This window comes from Camelimonas sp. FR25, from assembly GCF_059740505.1.
In genome coordinates, this window is record NZ_JCAWFG010000084.1 from 79704 (window position 1) to 105341 (window position 25638).

18 protein-coding genes and 1 tRNA gene are annotated in these 25638 nt (G+C 67.9%); 12 read left to right on the plus strand and 7 right to left on the minus strand.

Going from position 1 to position 25638, the window contains the following annotated elements; all coding sequences use genetic code 11:
• Nucleotides 1-460: 460 nt before the first annotated feature.
• A complete protein-coding gene (locus tag AC6A67_RS11290) occupies nt 461-1891 on the minus strand; it encodes an N-acetylmuramoyl-L-alanine amidase (protein ID WP_498036659.1) in 1431 nt (476 codons plus the stop codon).
• A 1199-nt stretch (nt 1892-3090) separates the two neighbouring features.
• Between AC6A67_RS11290 and AC6A67_RS11295 the strand changes: the two genes are divergently transcribed.
• Nucleotides 3091-5877: an Rne/Rng family ribonuclease gene (locus AC6A67_RS11295; protein WP_498036660.1), complete on the plus strand. Its 2787-nt coding sequence runs from the start codon at nt 3091-3093 to the stop codon at nt 5875-5877.
• Between the two features lie 370 nt (nt 5878-6247).
• Here AC6A67_RS11295 and AC6A67_RS11300 read toward each other — a convergent pair whose 3' ends face one another.
• Together AC6A67_RS11300 and AC6A67_RS11305 are read right to left on the minus strand one after the other, a co-directional pair.
• A complete protein-coding gene (locus tag AC6A67_RS11300; RefSeq protein WP_498036661.1) occupies nt 6248-7771 on the minus strand; it encodes an MDR family MFS transporter in 1524 nt (507 codons plus the stop codon).
• 58 nt (nt 7772-7829) lie between these two features.
• The gene (locus AC6A67_RS11305) at nt 7830-8966 is read right to left on the minus strand and encodes a pyridoxal phosphate-dependent aminotransferase (protein WP_498036847.1); all 1137 of its coding nucleotides are present in this window, start codon (nt 8964-8966) and stop codon (nt 7830-7832) included.
• Between the two features lie 589 nt (nt 8967-9555).
• Here AC6A67_RS11305 and AC6A67_RS11310 point away from each other — a divergent pair.
• The 5 genes from AC6A67_RS11310 (at nt 9556) to aat (ending at nt 13784) form a co-directional block, all read left to right on the plus strand.
• A complete protein-coding gene (locus AC6A67_RS11310) occupies nt 9556-10368 on the plus strand; it encodes a DsbA family protein (RefSeq protein WP_498036662.1) in 813 nt (270 codons plus the stop codon).
• A gap of 278 nt (nt 10369-10646) precedes the next feature.
• Complete coding sequence (gene aroQ, locus AC6A67_RS11315) at nt 10647-11114, plus strand: type II 3-dehydroquinate dehydratase (protein WP_498036663.1); 468 nt, start codon at nt 10647-10649, stop codon at nt 11112-11114.
• The gene (gene accB, locus AC6A67_RS11320; RefSeq protein WP_498036664.1) at nt 11111-11593 is read left to right on the plus strand and encodes an acetyl-CoA carboxylase biotin carboxyl carrier protein; all 483 of its coding nucleotides are present in this window, start codon (nt 11111-11113) and stop codon (nt 11591-11593) included. Before aroQ ends, accB begins: the two co-directional genes overlap by 4 nt.
• Before the next feature lie 138 nt (nt 11594-11731).
• Nucleotides 11732-13093 carry an acetyl-CoA carboxylase biotin carboxylase subunit gene (gene accC / locus AC6A67_RS11325; protein WP_498036665.1) on the plus strand — a complete coding sequence of 454 codons (1362 nt, stop codon included), beginning with the start codon at nt 11732-11734 and terminating at the stop codon, nt 13091-13093.
• A gap of 13 nt (nt 13094-13106) precedes the next feature.
• Nucleotides 13107-13784 (plus strand): leucyl/phenylalanyl-tRNA--protein transferase, encoded by a 678-nt coding sequence (aat, locus tag AC6A67_RS11330; RefSeq protein ID WP_498036666.1) that lies wholly within the window; start codon nt 13107-13109, stop codon nt 13782-13784.
• 40 nt (nt 13785-13824) lie between these two features.
• On the opposite strand, the gene AC6A67_RS11335 is transcribed toward aat, so the two are convergent.
• From AC6A67_RS11335 to AC6A67_RS11345, 3 genes are all read right to left on the minus strand, one after another.
• Entirely contained in the window at nt 13825-14388 is a 564-nt protein-coding gene (locus AC6A67_RS11335; protein WP_498036667.1) for a DUF192 domain-containing protein, read from the minus strand.
• A gap of 309 nt (nt 14389-14697) precedes the next feature.
• Nucleotides 14698-15366, minus strand: coding sequence for a cold-shock protein (locus tag AC6A67_RS11340; protein ID WP_498036668.1), 669 nt, complete (start codon nt 15364-15366; stop codon nt 14698-14700).
• 121 nt (nt 15367-15487) lie between these two features.
• A complete protein-coding gene (locus AC6A67_RS11345; protein ID WP_498036669.1) occupies nt 15488-16264 on the minus strand; it encodes an SIR2 family NAD-dependent protein deacylase in 777 nt (258 codons plus the stop codon).
• A gap of 176 nt (nt 16265-16440) precedes the next feature.
• Here AC6A67_RS11345 and AC6A67_RS11350 point away from each other — a divergent pair.
• From AC6A67_RS11350 to AC6A67_RS11370, 5 genes are all read left to right on the plus strand, one after another.
• Nucleotides 16441-16515, plus strand: a tRNA-Glu gene (locus AC6A67_RS11350).
• 377 nt (nt 16516-16892) lie between these two features.
• On the plus strand, nt 16893-17690 hold the full coding sequence (locus tag AC6A67_RS11355) for a thioesterase family protein (protein ID WP_498036670.1): 798 nt from the start codon (nt 16893-16895) through the stop codon (nt 17688-17690).
• 166 nt (nt 17691-17856) lie between these two features.
• Nucleotides 17857-19161: an MFS transporter gene (locus AC6A67_RS11360; RefSeq protein WP_498036671.1), complete on the plus strand. Its 1305-nt coding sequence runs from the start codon at nt 17857-17859 to the stop codon at nt 19159-19161.
• 272 nt (nt 19162-19433) lie between these two features.
• Nucleotides 19434-19793, plus strand: a complete 360-nt coding sequence (locus tag AC6A67_RS11365; RefSeq protein WP_498036672.1) for a hypothetical protein — start codon at nt 19434-19436, stop codon at nt 19791-19793.
• Nucleotides 19794-19937: 144 nt separating this feature from the next.
• Nucleotides 19938-21104, plus strand: coding sequence for a hypothetical protein (locus AC6A67_RS11370; protein ID WP_498036673.1), 1167 nt, complete (start codon nt 19938-19940; stop codon nt 21102-21104).
• A 1305-nt stretch (nt 21105-22409) separates the two neighbouring features.
• On the opposite strand, the gene AC6A67_RS11375 is transcribed toward AC6A67_RS11370, so the two are convergent.
• Complete coding sequence (locus AC6A67_RS11375; RefSeq protein WP_498036674.1) at nt 22410-23138, minus strand: invasion associated locus B family protein; 729 nt, start codon at nt 23136-23138, stop codon at nt 22410-22412.
• Nucleotides 23139-23629: 491 nt separating this feature from the next.
• Between AC6A67_RS11375 and AC6A67_RS11380 the strand changes: the two genes are divergently transcribed.
• Nucleotides 23630-25543 (plus strand): extracellular solute-binding protein, encoded by a 1914-nt coding sequence (locus AC6A67_RS11380; RefSeq protein WP_498036675.1) that lies wholly within the window; start codon nt 23630-23632, stop codon nt 25541-25543.
• Nucleotides 25544-25638: the final 95 nt, after the last annotated feature.

Below are 25638 nucleotides of genomic sequence, written 5' to 3' on the forward strand. Positions count from 1 at the left end.
ACCGTAGGTCACGATAGCCGCAACCGCAGTGCTGTCGCAGGCGAAAAGGCCGGTTTGGCGCTATTGGCCAGAGCAATCATCCGCATCTGCGCCGCGTATCACAAGGGCTTTTCGGCGCAAGTATTGGAAAAGCGATAGCTTTTCAGCAATGCGTCGCAGCTGCGCCACGGCCGTCCCGGTCAGGTCACTGTGAGAAATGCTGCAGGCGAATGCACACCAAAATGCGGCGCAGCGGCAACTTTGTGGCGCCAAGCGACAATTCCGTCGCACCATGAGCGTCCGGCGCGCCCATGGAGACGACGGGCTGGCGCGGGACGTCGCTGGTGATTCCGCCTGGGTGATTCTCACGCGCGGCGTGATGCTGCCGACGCCGACGAGGTCAGAGGTCCCGCCAGGTCGCGCTTCGTGCGCCCTGCCCTATCTGTCGCGAAAGGCGTGCGCCTGCGCTGCGCGTGGAAGATCAGCGCGTGGCGGCGCCTGCTGCGTCGGGGGCGGACAAGGCGTGGTCGGTGCGGATGGGGCCTGGCAGCATGGTGCGGCGACCATCGAAGAAGCGGTTGATCGCTGCGGTCAAAGCGGCGGTGGTGCGCTCGCGCCATTCCGGCGAATTCATCAGATCGGCGTCGCGGGTGCTGGACAGATAGCCGATCTCCAGCAGCGCCGAGGGGGTGTCCGGCGCCGTCAGCACCATGAAACGGGCCGAGCGGTGCGGATTCTTGTTCATGCGGATCACCTTGCTCAGCCCCGCCACCAGCCGCGCCGCCAGATCGCTGGAGAAGGTGCGGGTCTCGCGCATGGTCAGGTCGAGCAGGATGTTTGACACCTCGTCATTGCTGGCCTCGGTGGTGAGGCCGGCGGCGCTGTCGGCGTTGTTCTCCTTGGCGGCGAGCTGGGCGGCCTCAGTGTCGGTGGCCAGCTTGGAGCCGGTGTAGACGGTGGCGCCGCGCACATGCGGGCTCTCGCGCAGGATGTCAGCGTGGATCGACAGGAACAGGGCGGCGTTGTTCTGCTGGGCGATGCGCACCCGGTCGGCCAGCGGCACAAACCGGTCATCGTCGCGCGTCAGCACCACGCGATAGCGGCCTGTCGCCTCGAGGTGCTCGCGCAGTCGCTGCACGAAGGCCAGCACGATCTCCTTCTCGACCAGCCCCGAGGTGCTGATGGCGCCATTGTCGACGCCGCCGTGGCCGGGGTCGAGCACGATCACCGGGCGACGATCCTGCGCGTCCGCGTCGGGGTCGGCGACGGGCGCAGGCGGCGGCGTCTGGCCGACGCCCTGCGCCGCCGCCTGGGCCGCCTCGCGATGGAACTGCGCCCGGTCGACGCGCTCAAGCTCGATTTCAAAACGCGGCAGCGCCCCAGGCTGCTCGACCATGCCGCTGCGGCGCACCAAAGCGGGCGCGGACAGATCGATGACGAGCCGGGCGCGGCCGGGCGCAAACACGCCGTAGCGGAACGAGGCGACGAGGCCCTGGCCGCGTCGGCCGGCGCCCTGGGGCAGCTGGAAATTGACGTCTGGCAGTTCGACCACCACCCGGTCGGGCCGCTCCATCACGAAGGCCCGCCCTTCCACCGGCCGCGACATGGTGAAAGACAAAGTGGCGTTGCGGCTGTCGCCGCGCACCTCAACCGCATTGGTCACGGCGGGCGGCAGTTTGGTCTCAGCGCCGGGCGACGGAGATGAGGCGGAGACGCTGGAGGCTGGGCTCGGCTGGGCGTGGACCGGCGCGCCTGGGAAGAGGCTGGCCGCCGCGCCGACCAGCAAGGCGGCGAGCGCAACGCCGCCGCGACCTCGCCACAGCTGCCCGCGTCGACAGCGGTCGGCGTTACGGCGCTGGCGCACGCTGGACTGGGGCTGGACGTGTTCAGCCAGGCGTCGGGCCTGTCCCAAAGCCGATCCCGCCCCTGTCGCCTCGCGACCGGCCCATTGCTGCGCGCCCTGATGCATGGCGCTGATATAATACAGTTAGGGTCCGGCTATAAACCCTGGCGATGGGATTGGTCGGCGGCTCATCGAAACGGCGTAAACGCCCGGTCAAACCTGTGAGCGCAGCAGAGCGGCGGGCGCCCGGCGCGCCAGTGAGTTGCGCCGGGGCGTCATCCATTTCGCAGCTCCGCCACGGGCATCGGGCTGGGGCACCAGGCTGGCCGCCGGCGCGTGGCGCCGCCCGCCTGTCCCTCACCGGGTGGCATTAGCTGTTGAGAAGCAGCGCTGATCACGCAAGTGTGTGGGGAAATTTTCCCAAATGTCAGCCCGAGCGCAGCGGCTTTGCTCCAAAGCTGCAGGCGCGGAAGCGGTGGCTGCGCCCCGTCGGCGTCGCGCCAGCGGCCTGGCTCCGCGCTGGACCCCGCGCCATCGACGTGAGGCGTGGAGCGCTGGTCGCCATGGCGCCAGATGTGATTCTGGCCATTTTCTGTGTCCTTAAACCGCTCCTGCAGGTCAGGACGCCTCCTCCTGACGGCATTGCAGCGCCCCGCCTGATCGGGGCGCGCCATCATCCGCTCCAGGTCGCGACGGGCTGCGCCGCCTCCCCATCGATGCGGGCATCCGTGAAACGCCGCCTGGCAAGGCCCAGTATGTGGCGCCGGCGCCACGGGAACATACAACTTGCCAAGGGCCAGGCGTCCTATGTATTGATGGGGAAGCCTGCCGCAAATCGGCGTGCGTCTGCCAGATCGGCGGACGGCGCCAGTCGCCGGAACAGTCATCGGGTTTGACGCCTCGTCGCGTCTTTCGACCCGAAGGCTGCACGACGGAATTTCTTCCGGACTGCGGCAAGGCGTTTTTTGCTGCCTGCGCGCAGTCGTTTTTGCCGGCGTTCCCACGGAACCGCCCGGCGTCATGAGGATTTTTGATGGGCGCGCGCCATGTTTTGGCCAAGTCCGAATTGCCCAGGCCCGCATGCGTATGCGGCCGTGGACGTTCGGCGCAGGCCATGCAGACGCCACACCCTGTCCTCCCCAGCCCCTATCCCCACACTTGCGCCGGCTCGTCCAGGCGCAATCACGGCCCCGCCTTGGGAAACCCGCCGCTGGCCATTCGCCGGCGGCGCGCGCCTTTTCCGGTGGCCGTGACAATGGAAGTTCACAATGGCCAACAAGATGCTTATCGACGCGTCCCACCCGGAAGAAACCCGGGTAGTTGTGGTGCGCGGTCAGAAGGTTGAAGAGTTCGACTTCGAGTCATCCACCCGGCGCCAGCTGCGCGGCAATATCTACCTCGCCAAGGTGACCAGGGTTGAGCCGTCGCTGCAGGCGGCCTTCGTTGAATATGGCGGCAACCGCCACGGCTTCCTCGCCTTCAGCGAAATTCACCCCGACTATTACCAGATTCCGGTCGCTGACCGGCAGGCCCTGCTGGCCGAGCAGGCCGAGGACGCGGCGCGTGAAGAGCAGGACGAGGAGCGCAATTCGCGCCGCCGTTCGCGTCGCGACCGCTCCATGCGCGCCCGCACCAGCGAGACGGTGACGGGCGACGCCGGCGAGCAGAACCAGGACGACAATGGCGACGGCGCCCAGGCGATTGGCGCGGCCGATCCGGAGGAAGGCCTCGTCACCGAGGTCGCCTTCCCCGACGATGACGTCATCGAGACCATCGGCGAGCACAGCGACGACGACGATAGCGCGCATGACGGCGAGCACGCTGGCGCATCTGGCGATGACCAGGATGACGACGGCGCCCAGGGCGACGACGTTGAGCACGTCGGCGGCGCCGATGTGCATGAGGACGTGGCCGAGCGCCGCTTCCGCTCCAGCCGTCGCCAGTACAAGATTCAGGAAGTTATCAAGCGCCGCCAGATCCTGCTGGTCCAGGTGGTCAAGGAAGAGCGCGGCAACAAGGGCGCGGCGCTGACCACCTATCTGTCGCTGGCCGGTCGCTATTCCGTGCTGATGCCCAACACCGCCCGTGGCGGCGGCATCTCGCGCAAGATCACCAATTCCGGCGATCGCAAGCGGCTGAAGGAAATCGCCTCGGCGCTTGAAGTGCCGCAGGGCATGGGCATCATCCTGCGCACCGCTGGCGCCGCCCGCACGCCGCAGGAAGTGACCCGCGACTTCGAGTATCTGCTGCGTCTGTGGGAGAGCGTCCGCGAACTGACGCTGAAGTCCTCGGCGCCGTGCCTGGTCTATGAGGAAGGCTCGCTGATCAAGCGCGCCATCCGCGACCTGTACAATCGCGACATTGACGACGTGCTGGTCTCCGGCGACGCCGGCTATCGCGAGGCGCATGATTTCATGCGCATGCTGATGCCCGACAATGTCGGCGCGGTGCAGCGCTACAAGGGCGCCCAGCCGCTCTACGCCAGCTTCGGCGTGGAGCAGCAGCTTGACGCCATGTTCTCGACCCATGTCACGCTGAAGTCGGGCGGCTACATCGTCATCAACCCGACGGAAGCCCTGGTCTCCATCGACGTCAATTCGGGTCGCTCGACCCGTGAGCACTCGATCGAGGACACGGCGCTGCGCACCAATCTGGAAGCGGCGGAAGAGATTTCGCGCCAGCTGCGCCTGCGCGACCTTGCCGGTCTGATCGTGATCGACTTCATCGACATGGAGGAAGGTCGCAACAACCGCGCCGTCGAGAAGAAGCTCAAGGACTGCCTGAAGAACGACCGGGCCCGCATTCAGGTCGGCCGCATCTCGCCGTTCGGCCTGATGGAGATGTCGCGCCAGCGCATCCGCACGGGCGTGCTGGAAAGCTCGTCGATCCCCTGCCCGCATTGCGCCGGCGCCGGCACCGTGCGTTCGGTGCCGTCGATCGCCCTGCAGGTGCTCCGCATGCTTGAGGAAGCGCTGATCCGCAGCAGCAGCCACAATCTCGACGTGCGCACCCGCACTGAGGTGGCGCTCTACATCCTCAACCAGAAGCGCAACCACCTGCGCGATCTGGAGCAGCGTTTCGGCGTCGAAATCCACGTGCTGGTCGACGACACGCTGATCGGCCAGACCCATTACCAGCTCGAGCGCGGCGAACCGGCGACCGGCGTCGCCCGCGCCCCGGCTTCGGGCGTGCAGATCGAGAGCTTCTTCGCTGACGACGCGCCAGTGATCGAGGCGGAAGCCGTTGAGACCGACGAGGCCGATGACGAGGCCCAGACCCGGCCCGAGAACGACAATGGCGACGCCGACAATGGCGACAGCGATAGCGACGGTCGCCGTCGCCGCCGTCGCCGCCGCCGCCGTGGCGGTCGTGGCGAGGACGACAATGGCGTCGAGGCCAATGGCCAGGATGGGGCTGAGCACGACGCGGCAAGCCAGGACGGTGAAGACGACGCCGGCCAGAGCGATGAAGGCGCTGCCGCCGCAGTCGCCGCCAGCGACGCTTTAGCTGAGGTCGCATCCGACGCGGCTTCTGACGAGGCGCCGGCTGCCGAAGCCGCCGCCGTTGAGGCCAGTGACGATGAGACTGGCGCCGAAGGGCGCGGCCGTCGCCGTCGCCGTGGCCGTCGTGGCGGTCGCCGTGACGAGCGTGATGGCGGCCCGAGCCTTGCCCCGGTCGCCGACTATCGCGTCGACGACAGCGGCGAGCCTGCCAGCGCCGTGGTCGAAACCGGAGGCTGGGCCCCATTCAGCGGCGTCAGCGCCGATGATGGCTTCGACGAGCCGGCCCAGGCAGCCTATGACGCCAGCCCCGTCGCCGCCGAGCAGGTCGATGCGCCGGTCGCCGAGGCGCCTGCCGCCGTTGCGGCGCCGGAAGCTGCCCCAGAGCCCGCCGCCGCGCCAGTTGCGCCAGAAGCTGCCCCTGAGACCGCTGCTGAAGCTGCTGACGCCGCCAGCATTCTGGCCGCAACGCCGGAGCCTGAGACTGTGGTGCTGACCCAGGCCGACCCGGCCCGCCCGCGTCGCAGCGGCTGGTGGTCGCGCAAGGTCGGCTGACGCTGAGCCGCGCCAGCCATCGACGCCGCCTGGCGTAAGTCTGGCAGTGAATCGAAACCCCGCCGTCGTGGCGGGGTTTTTTCGTTCAGGCGATGGTTGAGCCTTGTGCGCGCGCCAGCGGCTTTGCCTGGACGTGGCGATGCACTGGGCGAGGTCGACCTCAGGCCAGGTCATGCGTGGTGTACGCATCGCAAACACTGGCAGAATCGGCAGGCAGCGATGGCGGGCCCGCCCCGGCGGTTGGCCCCAGCTATCCTCTTAAAATTGCCGCGAGGCCAATGCCGCGCCTTACCCGGGGGCTCTGGCATCACGGCCGGCCAAGGCGGTTCCCCTGGCGTAGGCGCGCGCCGCCCGGAAGGCGTAGGTCAGCTCAGTCCGGATCGCCGCTGCGCAGCGGCCGCTCTTCCATGCTGGACAGAAAGCCGAGGCTGACGGCGACGCCCACGGCGGCGGCGGCGTAGATCCAGCGGAAGATCGGCGCTGGCTGGGCGGCGCCGCCGTCAGTTGTCTGGGCCAGCAGCCGCACACCTTCGCCAGCACCGCTGACGCCGAGCCCCAGGCTTGCGGCGCCATTGAGCAGGATCGCCCCGAACAGCGCCACGATCACCGCCGCGCCCATCTGGCGGACGAAATTCATCGAGGAGGTGGCGGAGCCAAGCTGGTGCTGGGCCACGGCGTTCTGGATCGAGATGGTGCACACCGGAAACAGGCTGCCGATGCCGGCGGCGGTCAGGGTCAACAGAGCGATGCTGCGCCACACTGGCTGCGCCTCCAGCGGCAGGCTCGCCAGAGCGACGAGGCAGGCGAAGGCCAGGGCGAGGCCAGACTGGGCGACGATCTTGTAGCGGCTGAAATACAGCATGCTGCGGCCTGAGGCGGTGGCGCCGAACACGGTGGCGACCATCATCGGCGTCACCGCGAGGCCGGCGTCAGCGAGGCTGAAGCCCCGCACCGCCTCGAAATACATCGGCGTGTAGATGCTCAGCCCGACAAACACCCCCATGCCAAAGCCGGCGGCGCAGCAGGCCCGCACCACCACCTTGTTGCGCAGGATGTCGAGCGGGATCAGCGGCTCGTCGGCGAACCGCAGCCGCATGGCGAAGGCCAGCCACAGCAGCGCAGAACCTGCCAACGCCAGCCCGATCGGCGCCGAGGCCCAGGCGAAGCGGTGGCCGCCCCAGCCCAACGCCAGCAACAGCGAGATGGTCGCCCCCATCAGCAGCGCCGCGCCGCAAAAATCCAGCCGGTAGCGGCGCTCGTGGCGCGGCAGCCGTTTCAGCAGCGTGCCGCACAGCCACAGGGCCAGCGCCCCGAGCGGCAGATTGATCCAGAAAATCGCCGACCAGTGCAGATATTGCGCCAGCACGCCGCCAAGGGCTGGCCCGAGCAGGCTGGACAGGGCGAAGACGCTGGCGACATGCGCCTGATAGCGCGAGCGCTCCTTCGGCGTCAGCACGTCTGCCAGCACTGTCTGGGCCAGCGAGATCAGCCCGCCGCCGCCCAGGCCCTGCAAGCCGCGCGCCACGATCAGCGTCTGCATGTCGGGGGCGAGCGCACAGGCGACTGAGCCAATCAGGAACACGCTGATGGCCAGCAGCATCAGCGGTCGCCGCCCCCAGATGTCGCTGGCCTTGCCATAGAGCGGCGTCGCCGTGGTGGCGGTAAGCAGATAGATCGACACCACCCAGGGCAGCAGATCGGCGTCGCCAAGGTCCCGGCCAATGGCGGCCAGCGCCGTGGCGACGATGGTCTGGTCCAGCGCGGCGATGAACATGGCCAGAATGACGCCGCCGAGCACCGCGTAAATCTCGCGCTGGCTCATATTGGCGCGCTGGAACGGCCTGTGCGCGGCGCCCCGCTCCGGGCGCTGCGCATTGGCGGGTAAAGACGACATGAAGCGGCCTGCTGGTTCGACGCGACAGTTGATTTGTCGCGCGGATCGCCTTTGCGGGTTAGCCCATGGCGAGAAAGCGCTTCAGCCGCGCCATGCCCTGAATGCATGTGTCTTCAGAGCCGGCGAAAGAAATGCGGACAAAACGCCCGGCGCGATGCGGGTCGAAGTCGAGCCCTGGGGTGATCGCCACCCCCTCGCGGTCGAGCAGGAGCTGGCAGAAGGCCATGGAATCATCGCCATGGCCGGCGATGTCCACATAAGCGTAGAACGCGCCGTCGCAGGGCGCCGTGGGCAGGTTCATGTCAGCGAGGGCGTTGAGCACGATCTGGCGATTGCGCCCATAGCCGGCGCGCACCTCCTCCAGCTCATCGACGGCGTCAAACGCCGCTTCCGCCGCCGCCTGGCTGAGGAAGGGCGCGGAGATGAACAGGCTCTGGGCCAGCCGCTCGATCGGCCGCGCCAGCTGCTTTGGGACCACCAGCCAGCCAATGCGCCAGCCGGTCATGCAGTAATATTTGGAGAAGGAATTGACCACGATCGCCTCCGGCGACGTCGCCAGCGCCGTGGTCGCCGGGGCGCCATGGTGCAGCCCGTGGTAAATCTCGTCGGAGATGAACCACAGGCCCTGGTCGCGGCAGAACGCGCCGATCGCCGCCAGCTCCTGCGCGCCTGCGACGACGCCGGTGGGATTGGACGGGCTCATGGCCAGCACGCCGTCGAGCCGCCCGGCGGCATGGGCGCTGGCGATGGCCGAGACCGGCATCGACCAGTCGCCGCCCTCGCCCACGGCGATATCGACGCTCGTCATGTCGAGGGCGCCGAAAATATTGCGATAGGCCGGATAGCCGGGGCAGGCGCAGGCGATTCGGGCCCCTGCCTCAAACACCGCCAGAAACGCCAGCAGGAAGCCACCGGATGAGCCGGTGGTCACCACCACCTGCTCCGGGTCGACGCTGACGCCATAAGAGTCATGGTAATGGCGGGCGATGCGGGCGCGCAGCGACGGCATGCCAAGGGCTTCGGTATAGCCGATCTGGCCAGTGGCCAGCACGCTCTGGGCCCGCTCAATGACCTTGCGCGGCGTCGGGGCCGAGGGCTGGCCGATCTCCATATGCATTATATCGGCCCCCTGCCTTGCTTTTGCCTTGGCAGCAGCCAAAACATCCATGGCGAGGAACGGCGCGACGCGCTGCATGCGACTGGCGGCCTGAAGGGCGCGCGCGGCGGCGGCTGTCGCAGGGGTGAGAGCGCCGGGGCTCGCGGTCATGGATCGTCTCCTGTCTGCGCGCCGGTCATCCGCTCCGGCGCCGGGCCTGGGTCGCAGTGAGCTTGCAGACGACTGGCAGCTTGCGGGCGCGGGACAAGCGAGGCCAGTCCTGGCAGGCTTGGCGTCGCTGCTGCGCCCTGTGTCACCGGACGGGACTTCTCACGGGCCGAGCCATCTGGCTACCCCCTTGGGGCGTGTGTTGGGGGCAAGCGACGGCGCAGGCCTCGGGCGCAACGGTGATCCCAGGGCGCCGTGCATAAGGCCCGGCGGCATTTGCTGGCGTGAGACGCGCGCCGGCGCTCATACGGGGCGCCTGATGCGCTGGGCTCCGGGATTGTGGAATATCGGGGCAGGATTCGGCGATATCGCTGGGGTTCTGGCTCCATAGGGGCTGCGCCGGATGTAAGGCACAGGTCCAGCCGATCTCCGGCGCGCGGGCGCGGGGGCGATACAGGATTGGCCGATCGGCGGGGCGCGGCTCCGTTGTGACGGCATGGGCGTGAAGGATTGAATGCGAATGTTGCGAGAACTGGCCTTTAGCGCGCCCGCCGGGCGTTTCCGTCGCCTGGCCATGGCCGGCGTGCTCGGCGCCTTTGGCGCGCTGACGCTCGGCGGCGGCCACGGCGCCAGCGCCCAGGAGTTTAGCGCCGAACAGAAGAAGGCCATCGAGCAGCTGGTGCACAGCTATATCGTCAAGAATCCTGAAGTGTTGCAGGAGGCGATGGCCGAGCTGGAGAAGCGCCAGGAAACCGCCCAGAGCGCCAAGCAGCAGCAGGCGCTGACCGCTGAGAAGGACCGGCTGTTTGGCGGCAAGAACGCCATCATCGCCGGCAATCCAGAAGGCGACGTCACCCTCGTCGAGTTCTTCGATTACAATTGCGGCTTCTGCAAACGCGCCGTGGCCGATGTCGACAAGCTTATCAAGGGCGACGGCAAGCTGAAGATCGTCATGCGCGATTTCCCGGTGCTCGGCCAGGAATCGCTGGAGGCCTCGCGCGTGGCCCTCGCCGCCAAGCAGCAGCTCTCTGGCCCCAAGGTGTTTGAGTACCACGCCAAATTGATGGGCGTGAAGGGCCGCATCGGCAAGGAACAGGCCGAAGCTGTGGCCAAGGCCATGGGCCTCGACATGGCCCGCCTGGCCAGGGATGTGGATTCGCCGGCCGTTGTCGAGGCGCTGAAGGAAAGCCGTGAGCTGGGCGACAAGCTCGGTCTGACCGGCACCCCCTCCTTCGTCGTCGGCGACACCATCATCCCCGGCGCCGTGGGGCATGACGCCATGGCCGAGGCGATCGCCTCGGTGCGCAAATGCGGCAAGGCCAATTGCGGCTGAGCCGCCCGGCCGATGCAATTTGACAGCGCCCTCCGTCGCCATGACGGCGGGCGCTGACACCTGAAGGCGCGATCTTGCAGTGGCGGCGTCGCGCGCCGCTGGCCATGCTCGATAGAGGCACGACGCGCACAGGCGTAGGGTGGTCGTTTATCGGCTCTTCATGTTTAGGCCGCAGTCTGCGACGCAAGAAACGGCTCGTTTCGGCCGCGCCTTTGCGCCGGGACGGCAGGCAATGTATTAGGTCGTGATTCACCCGTAACGGGCTGACGCGGGACACCATGGTCGCAATTCACGTCATCAACGGACCAAACCTCAATTTGCTGGGCCGCCGCGAACCGCAGACCTATGGCGCGGAGACCCTGGCGGATGTTGAGCAGCGCATCAGGCGTCGTGCTGAGGCGTTGGGCGTCGACGTGCATTTCGTGCAAAGCAACCATGAGGGCGTTCTCGTCGACGCCATCCAGGCCGCAGGGCTTGCAGGCGCTGGCGTCATCATCAACCCGGGGGCCTACACCCACACCTCGATCGCCCTGCGCGACGCCATCACCGGCGTCGAGGCGCTGGTGATGGAGGTTCACCTCTCCAATATTCACGCGCGTGAGCCCTTCAGGCGCCAATCCTACATCTCGGCTGTTGCGGTCGGGGTGATCTGCGGGCTTGGACCTCTTGGCTATGAGCTGGCGCTGGAAGCGCTCGCGCAGCTTGTCAAAAAACGCACCGCATCAGGAGCTCAGGAACCACGATGAGCGAGAAAAACACCCATTCCGTCGCCGACCTCGAACTCGTTCGCGAACTCGCCCGTCTGGTTTCCGAAAGCACGCTGACCGAGATCGAAGTGGAGAAGGACGATCTGCGCATTCGCGTCGCCCGTCAGGCCGCGCCTGTCGCAGCTCCCACCTATGTCCAGGCCTCGGTGCCAGCGCCCGCGCCGCAGCCTGCCGCCGCAGCGCCTGTCGCCGCCCCGGCGCCGGCTGCGCCGCGTGGCGACCATCCTGGCGCCGTCACCTCGCCGATGGTCGGCACCGCTTACCGTCGCCCCTCGCCGGACGCCAAGCCGTTCATCGAGGTCGGCCAGAAGGTCAACGCCGGCGACAAGCTGCTGCTGGTTGAGGCGATGAAGACCTTCAACGACATCGTCGCCCCGCGCGCCGGCACGGTCACGGCGATCATGTTCGACGACGGCCAGCCGGTGGAATATGGCGAGCCGCTGTTGATCCTCGAATAATGCGCCCGCCTGCGCCAGCGGCGCGGGCGATGTGCTCCGGGTCCGCGCTGGCGCGGACCTTCCGCGGCGGTGGTTGAGGCTGGCGAATGCGCCGCCCCCCGCCTGCACTGTTTCAGCTCCAGCGCCGATTGGAGAGCCATGTTCGAGAAAATTCTGATCGCCAATCGCGGTGAGATCGCCCTGCGCATCCTTCGCGCCGCCAAGGAGCTGGGCATCGCCACGGTCGCCGTGCACTCCACGGCGGACGCCGACGCCATGCATGTGCGGCTGGCCGACGAGAGCGTCTGCATCGGGCCGCCTGCGGCGCGGGACAGCTATCTCAACATCCCGGCCCTGATCGCCGCCTGTGAGATCACCGGCGCCGACGCGGTGCACCCAGGCTATGGCTTCCTGTCGGAGAACGCCGGCTTCGCCGAGGTGCTGGCCGAGCACAATATCGCCTTCATCGGCCCCAAGGCCGAGCACATCCGCATCATGGGCGACAAGATCGAGGCCAAGCGCACGGCGCGCCGGCTCGGCATCCCCTGCGTGCCGGGCTCTGAGGGCGGCATCACCGACGATGAGGAGGCGCATCGCGTCGCCGCCGAGATCGGTTTCCCGGTGCTGGTCAAGGCGGCCTCTGGCGGCGGCGGCCGTGGCATGAAGGTGGCGCGCACCGCCGCTGATCTGTCCGACGCCCTGTCGGTGGCCCGCCAGGAGGCCAAGGCGGCGTTCGGCGACGACGCGGTCTATCTCGAGAAATATCTGGAAAAGCCGCGCCACATCGAGGTGCAGGTGATGGGCGATGGGCGCGGCAAGGCCGTGCACCTCGGCGAGCGCGACTGCTCGCTGCAGCGTCGCCACCAGAAGGTCTGGGAAGAAGGCCCCTCGCCGGTTCTCGGCCAGGCCGACCGCGAAAAGATCGGCGCGATTGTCGCCAACGCCATGGCCGAGCTGAACTATCTCGGCGCCGGCACCATCGAGTTCCTGTGGGAGAACGGCGAGTTCTACTTCATCGAGATGAACACCCGTATCCAGGTGGAGCATCCGGTGACCGAGATGATCACCGGCATTGACCTCGTCAATGAGCAGATCCGCGTCGCCGCCGGCCTCGACATGTCGTTCTCGCAGAGCGACGTGCGCCTGCGCGGCCACGCCATCGAATGCCGCATCAACGCCGAACATCCGGTGACCTTCCGGCCCTCGCCAGGCGTGATCTCGTATTACCACCCGCCCGGCGGCCTCGGCGTGCGCGTCGATTCGGCGATCTATCAGGGCTATCGCATCCCGCCGAATTACGATTCGCTGCTCGGCAAGCTGATCGTGCATGGCCGCACCCGCGATGAATGCCTGATGCGCCTGCGCCGCGCCCTCGATGAGATCGTGGTGGGCGGCGTCGAGACCACCCTGCCGCTGTTCCGCACTCTGGTGCGCAATCCCGACATGCAGGCTGGCCAGTACGACATTCACTGGCTGGAGCACTTCCTTGCCGATGGCGGCATGGACGGCTACGAGAGCTGAGACGACGCGCGTCATGGCCGGTGACCAGGTCCCTGTCCTGACGCCCAAACTGCTGCTGGCGGCTTATGCCGCCGGCATTTTTCCGATGTCCGACGGCGCCGACGCCGACGACATCTTCTGGGTCGAACCAGAGGAGCGCGGCGTATTTCCGCTCGACGCCCTCCGCCTGCCCCGCCGCCTCGCCCGCACCATCGCCGCCGACAGCTTCGACGTGCGCGTCGACAGCGATTTTGACGGGGTGATCAGCCAGTGTGCGGCTGAGCGGCCCGACCGCGACTCCACCTGGATCAATGACGAAATCCGCCGCCTGTATGGCGCGCTGTTCGCCATGGGCGCCTGCCACACGGTGGAGTGCTGGCGCGACGGCGCTCTGGTCGGCGGACTTTATGGCGTGCGCATTGGCGCGGCGTTTTTCGGCGAGAGCATGTTCCACACCGTCACCGACGCCTCCAAGGTGGCGCTGGCGCATCTGTGGGCGCGGCTGATCGCCGGCGGCTTCCAATTGCTCGACGCCCAGTTCATCACCGATCACCTTGCCAGCCTCGGGGCCATCGAGATCCCGCGCGCCCGCTATCGCGTGCAGCTGAGGCAGGCGGTGGCCAGCGACGCCGACTGGCGCGCCCTGCCAACGGATGTCAGCGGCCGCGAGGTGGTGGCGCTCATCCGCGCCCACTGCCGTCCAGAAGACTGAGGCGGCGGGCGCGTGGCCGCATGGGGCGCCAACCGGCGGCTCAGGGGCCGATGGCCGGATGCACCACCGTGTCGCCAGGCCGCGCGCCGATGCGGGCTGCGGCGCCAGCGTTGAGCTCCAGCACATAACGGATCGGACCGCCGGACGGGATAATGCGGGTCGACAGGGGCTGGGTGTTGGCGGCGATGGAATGGATGACGCCGTCGGCGCGGATGAACAGCATGTCCAGCGGCAGAAGCGTGTTCTTCATCCACATGGCGATGGTCTTTTCGTCTTCAAAATCAAACAGCATGCCATGGTTAGCCGGCATGGTTTTGCGATGCATCAGGCCGACCATTCGCCCCTGGTCATCGTCGCGCAATTCGATGTCAAAGCGGTGCGCCCCGGTTGCGGTCTCGACCACCAGCTTGACGGCGTGCGGCGGCGTCACCAGCGGCTCCCCTGGCTGGTAGGCGTCACCGCTATTGGCCAGGGCGACGGCGGAGAACGAGGCCGCGCCGTCGCCACGCGGCGCTGGCGCGGCGGCAAGGGTGACGGTGAAGGCGGACGCGAGAGCGAGGCGTGAAAGCCAGCGGCCGGAGCCAGACGTCCTGCTCGGTAACATGGCGGGCGATCCTCATGCACGGGTGTGACAGCGCGCGCCGGGCGGGCGCAGGGCGAAGCGCAGGCTAGTGATACAGGGCGGGAGCATACGCCGTCGACAGGCAGTTTGCCGGGCGGAGTGCGGCAGGACGGAAGGCGACACGATACGCCTGGCAAGCACGCCTGGCAGACACGCAAATGCGGCAGGTGATCAACGGCTCCCTAACGGCCTGGGGAGACTGGCGGCGCAGACCTGACAGTTGAGGAATCCACCGGCGGCGCAACGAAAATAGCAATGCGCCGGTCGTCGATCGCTCCGGCGCTGGCTGGCCTAATGGCGCAGATCGCCAGGCGGCTGTCCGTCCGGGCCGTCGCGCAAATAGATCTCCGTCGCCATCAGGCCACGGCCGCTGGCGCCATAGCGCACCGCCACCGCCTGGCCAGGAGATAGCCCTGCGAGGCCACAGCGCCGCGCCACTTCCATATGCACAAAAATATCGGGCTTGCCCTCGCCGCAACTGACGAAGCCATAGCCGCGCAGCCGGTTGAACCATTTGACCGTGGCTGCCTCCAGCCCGCTCTCCGGCGTCACGGTGACATGGGTGCGCGGCTGGATTTCGCTGGGATGCACGGCGCAGCTCTCATCGACCGACAGCACCTCGACCACATGCAGGCCACGCGGTCCCTGTGCGGCGAGGCAGACGACCCGCGCCCCCTCGCGGATCGAACTGCGGCCCTCGCGCCGCAGGGTGGCGGCGTGCAGCATGATGTCCGGTCCATTGTCCTGGGTGATGAAGCCGAAGCCACGGGCTCTGTCGAACCATTTGACCAGCCCCGCCGCTGCCTCGGGCGCAACCGCGCCAGCCGCCGGCGGCATGGCGCTTGCGCGCGCCCGATCATCGGTCGGCGCGACGCCCTCGGCTGGCGCCAACGCCGGAGCCTCCGTCGCCTCCGCGCCGCCCGTCGCTGGCCTGTCGCCCTGCGTTACGCGCTGCTTCATGCTCTGCGCCCCAAATTCCGCGCGTCAGACCCCGCGCCCGAAACCCTGCGCGCCAGACCCCGCGCTTTGCATCCCGCGCCGCAAACGCCACGGGTCAAATCCCGGACCCCACACCTGCGTCTCAGTTCAACCGCGACAGCGGCTCCAGCGAGTCGCCGATGTCGGCGTTGACCACCAGCGACGCCGCGTCGTCGAGCGGCGTGGGGTCGCGATTGAGGATGATCAGCCGCGCGCCGCTCTGGCGGGCGATCAGCGGCAGGGACGCCGCCGGATGCACCACCAGCGACGAGCCGACCACGAGAAACACGTCAGCGTCCATGCTCGACGCCTGGGCGCGCATCATCTCACGCTCCGGCATGGCCTGGCCAAAAGAGATGGTGGCGGATTTAACCACGCCGCCGCAGCTGACGCAGATCGGCGGCTCGCCGGTCGCCTCAAAGCGCGGCCGTATGTCGGCCAACTCATGGCGCAGACCGCACTCCAGGCAGCGGGCATAGGTGCCGTTGCCGTGCAGTTCGATTATCTTGCCCGGTTCGACCCCCGAGGCCTGATGCAGGCCGTCGATATTCTGCGTGATGATGGCGCTCATCCGCCCGGTGGTGATCAGATGCGCCAGCGCCTTATGGCCCCGGCCAGGGGCGGCATGGCCGTAAATGTCGTCCATGGCGAATTTTCTGCGCCACGCCTCCTTGCGCGCTGCGGCGCTGGCGACGAATTCGCTGAAATCAATCGGCGCATGTTGCAGCCAGGGGCTGCCGGGCGAGCGAAAATCCGGCACCCCACACTCCGTGGAGATGCCTGCCCCGGTAAAAGCTATGCCACGGCGGGCATTGCGCAGCATGTCCTGCATGGCGGCGATGTCGTCTAACACCTCGTCGCTTAACATCCTGGCGCTCATGGCGAATTTCTCCGGCGACGCCGCCACGCTGAATCATTGTCCGTGGCGCTGGTTGCCGTATAGGCACCGAGCAAGGCCAAAATGCAGCACATTCTCCACAGCTACGTGATCGCCAGTCTGGTCTCCCCCTTGCGTCTCAAACAAGGGGTCTCTATAGACACGTTCACCGACGGAACGCGCCCATCGTCTATCGGTTAGGACGCCAGCCTTTCACGCTGGAGAGAGGGGTTCGACTCCCCTTGGGCGCGCCATCGGATCCAGATTTGAGCATACTCTGCTCACTTGCGCCACATCGCCCGCAGGACGATGTGGTTTTTTGTTGCGCGACGCAGGGCCTCGTCGTCAGCGCGTCACAGGCTGACGCAGCCGCCAGCCGTCACCTCGCGCACCCTGCCTGCGAACCACCCTCGCCCCGTCCCGCGCCAAGCCTGTTGACGCTGAGGCCAGACGAGGCTGGCCCGCCAGCCGCCAGCGATGGCCTGCGCCGCCCAGGCGGCGAGCGGGCATATTGAGCCAGCCCATGCTTTATGGTTGCCTGCGTTGCGCCAGCGGCGCAGGACGACACAACACACACACCGGCGACGCGGCGCGGGGCCTTGCCCGGCGCACGAACGCCCTGGGGGTTGGGATGGAAGCGGTATTCAGGGTTGATGGCGGGGTTGAGGGCGGCAAGCTGCTGGCGCGCTCCTATGCGGCGGGTCCGTGGGACCAGAGCATGCAGCATGGCAGCGCCCCGACCTGCTTCGCCGTCTGGGCCGCCGAGCAGGTGGCGACGCCCGCCCCCATGCACATCGCCCGGGTCAGCATGGATCTGATGCGGCCGGTGCCGCTGGGGGAGCTGGACTATAGCGTCGAGGTGCTGCGCTCCGGCAAGAAGATCCAGCTGCTGCGCATCAGCCTGCACGCCGGCGGCCACGAGGTGGCGCGGGCCCACATCATGAAGATCCGCGCCCTGCCGGTGACGCTGCCTGACTATGTCGATAGTAGCGCTCTTGCGCCTGACGCGCCGCCGCCGGAGGTCTGCCGCGATCCGCGCGACGGTTTTGGCGACAATAACCCGTTCGTGCAGTGCATGACGCTGAAGCTGGCGCGCGGCGGCGGCTTTGAGGAGCTTGGCCGCTCTGCGGTGTGGTTCCACGCTGACCGGCCGATGGTCGAGGGCCACGCCACCTCCCCGACCATGCTGGCGGCGATCGGCGGCGATTTCTGCAATGGCGTGGCCTCGTCGCTGGATTTCCGCAGCTGGACCTACATCAATTCCGACCTGACCCTGAACCTGTCGCGCGCGCCAGTCGGCGACTGGGTGCTGGTCGACGGCTACGCAGAATTCGGCCCGGAGGGCGCTGGCACGGCCATCGGGCGGCTGGCGGATCGTCATGGCTATTTCGGCCACACGCTGCAGAGCCTGGTGATCGAACCGCGCTGATAGCGCCCGCCGCCCCGCGCCAGCCGCATGGCCGGGCGACGTTTGGCTGACTTGCCGGGGTTCTTGCGCTCGCCCACCATGGCGGCAATTCAGATCTGGCGTCGCCTTCTGGCGGCGCTGCGGGAGACGCTCAACACATGGTGCGCGATCTATCTGGGGCGGCGGCATGACCGCGACTGCGCCCGCCGCCGCACGGCGATCGTTCCACGTCATGCTCTGCGCCATGGCGTCAGCGTTTCTGCTCAGCCAGGCCTATCGCACATTCCCCGGCGTAACCGGCGGCCAGATCGCCGCCGAGTTTGGCCTGAGCCCGAAACAGGTCGGCGAGTTCGCCGCCGTCTTCCATCTGGCCTTCGCGCTGATGCAGATCGGCGTCGGCGTTTCGCTCGACCGCTATGGGGCGCGGCGCACCCTGCTGTGGTTTTTCTCGCTGACCATCGTCGGCGCTGTCGTCGCCGCCACCGCCCAGGGCTTTACCCAGTTGATGATCGGCCAGGCGCTGATCGGCTTTGGCTGCGCGCCGGGGCTATTGGCCTCGTTGATGTTCATTACGCGCCATCTGCCGGCTGATCGCCTGTCAGCCATGTCCGGGCTGATCATGTCGGTGGGCGGCGCCGGCACCCTGCTGACGGCCACGCCGCTGGCCTGGCTGGTCGAGCATTACTCATGGCGCGCCGGGCTGATCGCGCTTGGCCTGCTGTCGGCGCTGTCGGTGGCGTCGGTGATCGTGCTGGTCGAACGCGATCCGCCGGCAGGCGCTGGCGGCAAGGAGAGCCTCGCCGGCTCGTTCCGCAATCTCGCCGCCGTCGCCTGCCAGCGCCACGCGCCGGCCATTCTGCTGCTCGCCGGCGTGATCTATGCGGTGCAGATGTCGGTGCGGGCCCTGTGGCTGGCGCCGTTGTTCACCGATCGCTTTGGTTTCAGCCTGGTGGCCGCCGGCAATGTGGTGCTGATGATGTCGCTGGCCATGATGTTCGGCCCGGCGATCTTTGGTCGCATGGACCCCGGCCCGCGCCGCCGCCGCACCATGATCCGCCTGCTCGGCCTTCTGCTGGCGCTGCTGATCGCTGGCCTCGGCCTGACGCCCGCCGCCAGCCCGGTGCTGGCCATCGCCCTTTGCCTGATGCTGGCGCTGGAGGGCGGCTTCAGCGTGCTGCAATATTCTGACTGCCGCGACGCTTACGCGCCCGAAGAACAGGGCCGCGCCCTGTCGACCCTGACCATGGCGATGTTCCTTGGCGTCGCCGTGGTGCAATGGCTGTCCTCGGTGGTGGCTGGCTGGGCGGCGCTGGCCGGCCATGATCCGCTGACTGCGGCTTACGTTTTCATGGCGGCGCTGGTGGTGCTGGGCGTGGCGGCCTTCACCTTCCTGCCGCAACCACCCCGGCTGACGGCGCTGGCTCAGGCGGAGGCGGCCGGGGAACGGGCGGCGATCCAGGCAAGCGCCGGAGGCAAGGGCAAGGCGGAGTGACCAGGACTGCGGCCCCGGCAAACGGCTGCGTCGCCAGGGGCTTTGCGCGCTGCATCGGGACAATGGCGACATGTCGCTTTGGCCGCGCGCTCACCGGCGTCAATGCGCCAGACGATGGCGGGTGGCTTGCAGACAACGCCTTCATGGCCGGCGCTGCTCCAGGCAAGTTGTGAGCTTCAGCAGCACACGGCGTGTTGCGCAGGTCGCCGGAATCATCATGATCGGCGCAAGGACAACGCGGGTCGCTGCGGCGGCGGATTGGGAGAGCACGGATGAACGCGACAGCGGCGATCAGGGCCTTGGCCCGTATGGGCGGACTGGCGGCTTTCGCGGGCCTCGCGGGCTGCGCCCATATGGGGACGTCGCCGATGGCGTCTGCGGTTCCGACCTGGGATCATCCGCTCGACGTGCGTTATTGCCGCAAGATTGTCGAGGTGAGCCCGCCGACCAGCACGATGGGCGGGTTTGGCCCGGCGGTGCAGGCGATGCGCGCCGCCACCCTCGCCAATGGCGGCACGGACCTGTTGTTGCGGCGCGAGCGCCACGACTGGTCGCTGACCACGGGCGTCGCTTATGACTGCCGCAAGGCGCCGGCGCGGGTGCATCACCACCGCAAGATCGTCAAGGACTGACGCTGACGGAATGGCTGGCTCAGTGCGGCTGCAATGGCGGCGACCGACAGAGCGCCGCGCCGGCGCGACCTGGGACTGGCGCAGCGCTGTTAGCGGCGCGCAATTGCAGTTGGCAAGCGCCGGCCCGCAGGCGATACATGCGCCATGACGCGTGAGCCTGCCCCCCACCCGGTCCCGCAGCCATCTGACCAGCCAGCCCATCCGTCCGCAGGCGCGGCGACGCCTGCGGCCAATGCTGGCGGCTGGCGCAAATTCTCGCTGTGGTTCACCGGCTCGGCCATCGCCCTCACCGCTGCGCTGAGCGCCTTTACCCTCGCCATGGATCCCTATGGCGTCCGCGCATCGCCGTCGCGTCCGGCCACGGCGATCATGGACGTCAACCAGCGTTACATGTATCCGCAGGTGGTGCGCAGCGGCCAGTTCGACTCCGCCGTGTTCGGCGCCTCGACAGTGCGTTTGCTCAATCCGCAGCGCCTCGACGTCGAAACTGGAGCGACATTCGCCAATCTGGCCATGAACGCCGCGACGCCGTGGGAGCAGACCCAGCTGGCCCAGCTGTTCCTGCGTCATACGCCGCAAGCGAAAGCCATTGTGTTCGGCCTCGACGCCAATTGGTGCGACGCCGACGCCGACGCGGAGAGCAAGCGCCTGACCTTCCGCTCGTTCCCGCCCTGGCTTTATGCGGAGAGCCGGACGCTCGATTTCGCCCATATGTTCGATTTCCAGAGCCTGGAGATCGCCACGCGGGTGGCGGCCAACCGGCTGGGCTTTGCCAAGGATCGCATCCGCCGCGACGGCTATGAGGTGTTCACTCCGCCGGAAAATCTCTACGATCTGACCCGGGCGCGCGGCCATATCTGGGCCGGCGCGCCGGACATTTCGCCCCAGACGCCGGCCGTAGCCCCTGATGAGGCCGAGCGCGCCAGCTGGCGTTTTCCGGCCACGGGCTGGATGGCTGAGCTGCTGGGCGCGGCGCCTAAAGAGACGCGCATCGTCATGGTGTTTCCGCCGGTGCATGTGGCGGCGCAGCCCCGCCCCGGCAGCCGCGAGGCGGCGCGACAGGACGCCTGCAAGGCGGCTTTCGCCAAATTGGGCGCGGCGCATGGCGCCAGCGTCATCGATCTGCGCTTCGCCAATGATGTGACGACGCGCGATGACAATTACTGGGACAATCTGCACTACCGCCTGCCCATCGCCGAGCGCCTCACCGATGTGGTGATCCGCGCGCTGCGCGGCGCGCCCGAGACGGATTTAAGCTTCGCGCGCCGCACTGTCAGTGGCCGCCGTAACGCGGTGACGCCGGGGGCCTAGGGCAGCCGCGGGTTTGGCGCGTGCAGACCGCGCCGAAGGGCCCTGGTCTCCGCCTGAGCGCCACTGTGCAGGCGACGCAACGTCAGCTCCGATTCCTGCCGCCGCTCCCACCTCCACGCCGTCATGCCCGTGCTTGTCACGGGCATCCACGTCCGCGCCAGGCCGGTCACGCGACGCATGCTCCAGACGCCGATGGGCCGACGCCGAGGGGCCAGACGCAGATGGGCCAGACGCAAATGGGCAATGTGGCGTCAGTGGTTCGGCCTGTCAGGCGACGCGCTGCGCCCCAGGACGTGGATGGTCGGGTCAAGCCCGACCATGACGGTGGAGGGGTTGGCGGCGAGCGCGGGCTCGGGCGCTGGCCGGGACGCCTGCGGCTGAGGGCCACCGCGTTGCCAGCGCCGACTGCCAATTTCACCCCGTGTGAGCCGATGTGCCCCCACCCGCTCGCACCTCCACGCCGTCATGCCCGTGCTTGTCACGGGCATCCACGTCTGCGCCAGGCAGGTCACGCGACGCATGCTCCAGACGCCGATGGGCCAAGCGCAAATGGGCCAGACGCCGATGGGCGATGTGGCTTCAGTGGTTCGGCCTGTCAGGCGACGCGCTGCGTCCGAAGACGTGGATGGTCGGGTCAAGCCCGACCATGACGGTGGAGGGGTTGGCGGCGAGCGTGGGCTAGGGCGGTGGCCTGGACGCCTGCGGCTGTTGGCCACCGCTTTGCCAGCGCCGACCTGCCAATTTCACCCCGTGTGAGCCTATGCGCCCCCACCCGCTCGCACCTCCACGCCGTCATGCCCGTGCTTGTCACGGGCATCCACGTCTGCGCCAGGAAGGTCACGCGGCGCATGCGACAGACGCCGAGGGCCCGACGCCGATGGGCTAGGCGCAAATGGGCCCGACGCCGAGGGCCCAACGCAGTTGTGCCAGACGCAGATGGGCGATGTGGCGGAAGTGGTTCGGCCAGTCAGGCAACGCGTTGCATCCGAAGACGCGGATGGTCGGGTCAAGCCCGACCATGACGGTGGAGGGGGTGGCGAGGGCTGCGGGCTCGGGCGAGGGGTTAAATGTTCGCCACGTGCCGGTCACACCATCGCATGTTCGCCGCCATGCACACTCCGATGCCCCGCCCCTCTTGGCTCCCCCCCGCCCGCCCTTAGCTCACCCCCGCCCCTCTTGGCTCGCCCACGCCCGCCCTTGGCTCACCCACGCCGCCCAAACAAAAAGCCCGCCGGTGGGGCGGGCTTTGGCGTGTGTTGTGGGTCCGCCTGGAGCGGACCCGATCCGGGCACGGAGGCCGGAAGCTTACTGCTTCGGAGCCGGAGCTGCCGGAGCGGCCGGAGCTGCGCCGCCCTGCTGCTTGGCCGCTTCTTCCTGCGCCTTCTTCTGCATGGCTTCCTGCAGCTTGCGCTGCTGCTCTTCCAGCACCTTCGGGTCGATGCCCGGGCCGTCGAAGCCCTTGGCGAAGCCAGTCAGCGGCACCTGGAAGGTGACGACGTTGGCGGCCTGATTCTGCACCGAGATGTTCAGGTTCTGGCCCTTCTTCATCGCGGCGACGTCGCTGTCCTTGATCTGGGCTTCAGCGAAGCAGCCATTCGGGAAGCAGAGCGCGTAACGGCCCTCGATCGGCTGGCCCTGGTCGACGGTGCTGCGGATGCCCGGCTGCAGCAGCAGGCCGAGCGGCAGCAGGAAGCGCATCATCTTCTGTGCTTCGCCCTTGACGTCGTAGATGGCGACGGCGAGCACCGGCTGGCCCTGGTCGGAGACGAAGTCGCGGGTGGTGTAGCAGATCTCACGACCGCCGGACGGATCCTTGCCGCACACCTTGGTCCAGTCCGTCTGGGACGGCTCAGGCTTGACGGCGACGACAGCCGGGCCAGCCGGCTGCTGCGGGGCAGCCTGCTGCTGCTGGGGCTGCTGCGCCGGCTTGGCCTGCGCAAATGCGGCGGCCGGAGCCAGCACCGTGGAGAGCGCCAGCAGGGCGGCGGCGCCACGGGTCGCTTTGCTGCTTGCAGACCTGGTGTTCAATGCCATGAAGTGTTCCCTTCAATCACAGCCCGTCCCGAGTGCCGCCCCCTTGGCTGTGCACGCGGCCCGCGTATGTGTTCCCGTATCCAATGGTCCGTCGTCAGGCGCGTGCGCGCAGGGCCATCACGGCTCCCGCAGCGTCGGCCGCCCAACGGTGGCGACTGTCTGCGACGGTCGGCAGAATCCCCCCAGCCACCGCGACACTCCTGTACGCAGTGATTTCACCGTGAATGAGGCGGTTACAAGGCCGTCAGCACAGCAGTTCACTTATCGCGATCAACGGCTGCGTGCCAGCCCCCAGACGCCGGTTTCCTTCACAATCGCCGCGAGCCAGCCATAAGGCGCGCCCTTCAGGCGGCTTCATCGTCGCCCCCATTCAGGCATATGGCCGCGCCTCAGCTGGCTCCGGCCGTGCTGCATGCCCCAGCTTGGGACTTGAAAACGGTCCGCCGTCTGCAATTCATAATATCTGAACGTCCCTCGCTTACAAAATGGTCATGAAGCGCATTCTGGTCGCCGTGGCGACCCTCTCCCTGTCGCCCGCGCTGCCCTTGCTGTCGCTCGCGCCGCTTCTGGCGCCGGTCGGGTCGCTGCCGGCGACCGCGGCCGCGTCCTCGCCTTCTGGCGTCGAGGCAGGCGCCGTGTCCGCGCAGCCCACGCCGCGCCACGCCTTGACCATGCACGGCGCGCCAGCCCTGCCCGCTGTCGGCGCGTCGCAACGGGCTGCGCCTGCCCGTGGCGGCCGGCTGACCATTGGCGTCCAAGGCGCGTTCGACAGCCTCAACCCGTTGTCGCTGAAGGGCATGTCCGCCCCATCGGCCATATCCCAACTGACCTTGCAATCGCTGATGCGGCGCGCCCATGACGAGCCGTTCACCCTGTATCCGCAGATCGCTGCCGCCGTGACCCTGGCGCCGGACCTGTCCTCCGTCACATTCGATCTCGATCCCAGGGCGCGATTCTCCGATGGCGCGCCGCTGACCGCCGATGACGTGATTTTCACCCTGCAATTGCTCAAGGAGCATGGGCGACCGAACCATCGCAACGCCATTGGCCGCATCAGCGCCATGCAGGCTGAGGGGCCGCACCGGCTGCGGCTGGAGCTGGCCGGCAACGCCGATCGCGAATTGCCAATGATTCTCGCCATGCTGCCGGTGCTGCCGCGCCACGCCACGCCGATGGACGGCTTCGACCAGACCGGCTTCCGCCCCCTGGTCGGCTCTGGCCCCTTTGTGGTCGGCGTGGTGCGCCCTGGCGAGAGCATCAGCTTCACCCGCACGCCCAATTGGTGGGGCGACGCCGTTCCCGCCCTGCGTGACGCCTGGCGGCTGGATGAGATCCGTTACGACTATTTCCGCGACGCCACCGCCATGTTCGAGGCGTTCAAGGCCGGCCTGATCGATGTGCGCATCGAAACCGACCCGCGCCGCTGGTCCCAGGGCTATGGCGTGCCCGCCGTGCGCTCGGGCCAGATCATCAAGGAAGAGGTTGCCTTCGCCGCCCCCAAGGGCATGACTGGGTTCGTCTTCAACACCCGCCGGCCAATATTTGGCGATGTGCGGCTGCGTGAGGCGCTGGCCTTCGCCTTCGATTTTGAATGGGTCAACCGCAACCTCTACAGCGGCCTGTATCGCCGCTCGGACAGCTATTTCGCCGATTCGCGCCTGTCGTCGGCGGGCCGCCCCGCCGACGCCCGCGAGCGCGCCCTGCTGGCTCCGTGGCCCGGGGCTGTACGCGCTGACATTCTCGACGGCGTCTGGGCGCCGCCACGCAGCGACGGCAGTGGCCGCGACCGCGCCAATCTGCTGCAGGCGGTGAAGCTGCTGGACGCGGCTGGCTACCACCTGCGCGACGGCGTGATGCGCGACCGCGCCGGCGCCCCGCTCACCTTCGAGTTAACGGTGACGGGCCGCGAGCATGAGCGGCTGGGGCTCACTCTTCAGGCGTCGCTGCAGCGCATCGGCGTGCAGATGACGCTGCGGGTGGTCGATTCGGTGCAATACGAACGCCGTCGCCAGACCTTCGACTATGACATGATCATCGCCACCTGGCTGACCTCGCCGTCGCCTGGCAATGAGCAGTATTTTCGCTGGGGATCCCGCGCGGCGACGCAGCAGGCGTCGTTCAATTTTGCCGGCGCACAATCTCCGGCGATCGACGCGCTGATCGGCGCCATCGTCAGTGCCGGCGACGAGAAAGATCACGTCGCGGCGGTGCGGGCGCTCGACCGGGTGCTGTTGTCTGGTTTCTACGTCATTCCATTGCATTACGCCCCGCACATCTGGCTGGCGCGCTGGAAACATGTCGGCCGGCCGCAGCCGATGCCGCTGCTCGGCGCCGTGCCGGAGACCTGGTGGCGCACGGATGTCGCGCCAGCGCCCGTCGCGGCGCCGGCGAAAGGCCAGCCTTAGGCGCGCGGGCGCCCGAGACATTGGTCGCTCCAGCCTTTCGACAGCGTTGCGCCAGCGCCGTAACAGGGATTGAATGGCGGCCCTTGGCGACGGGC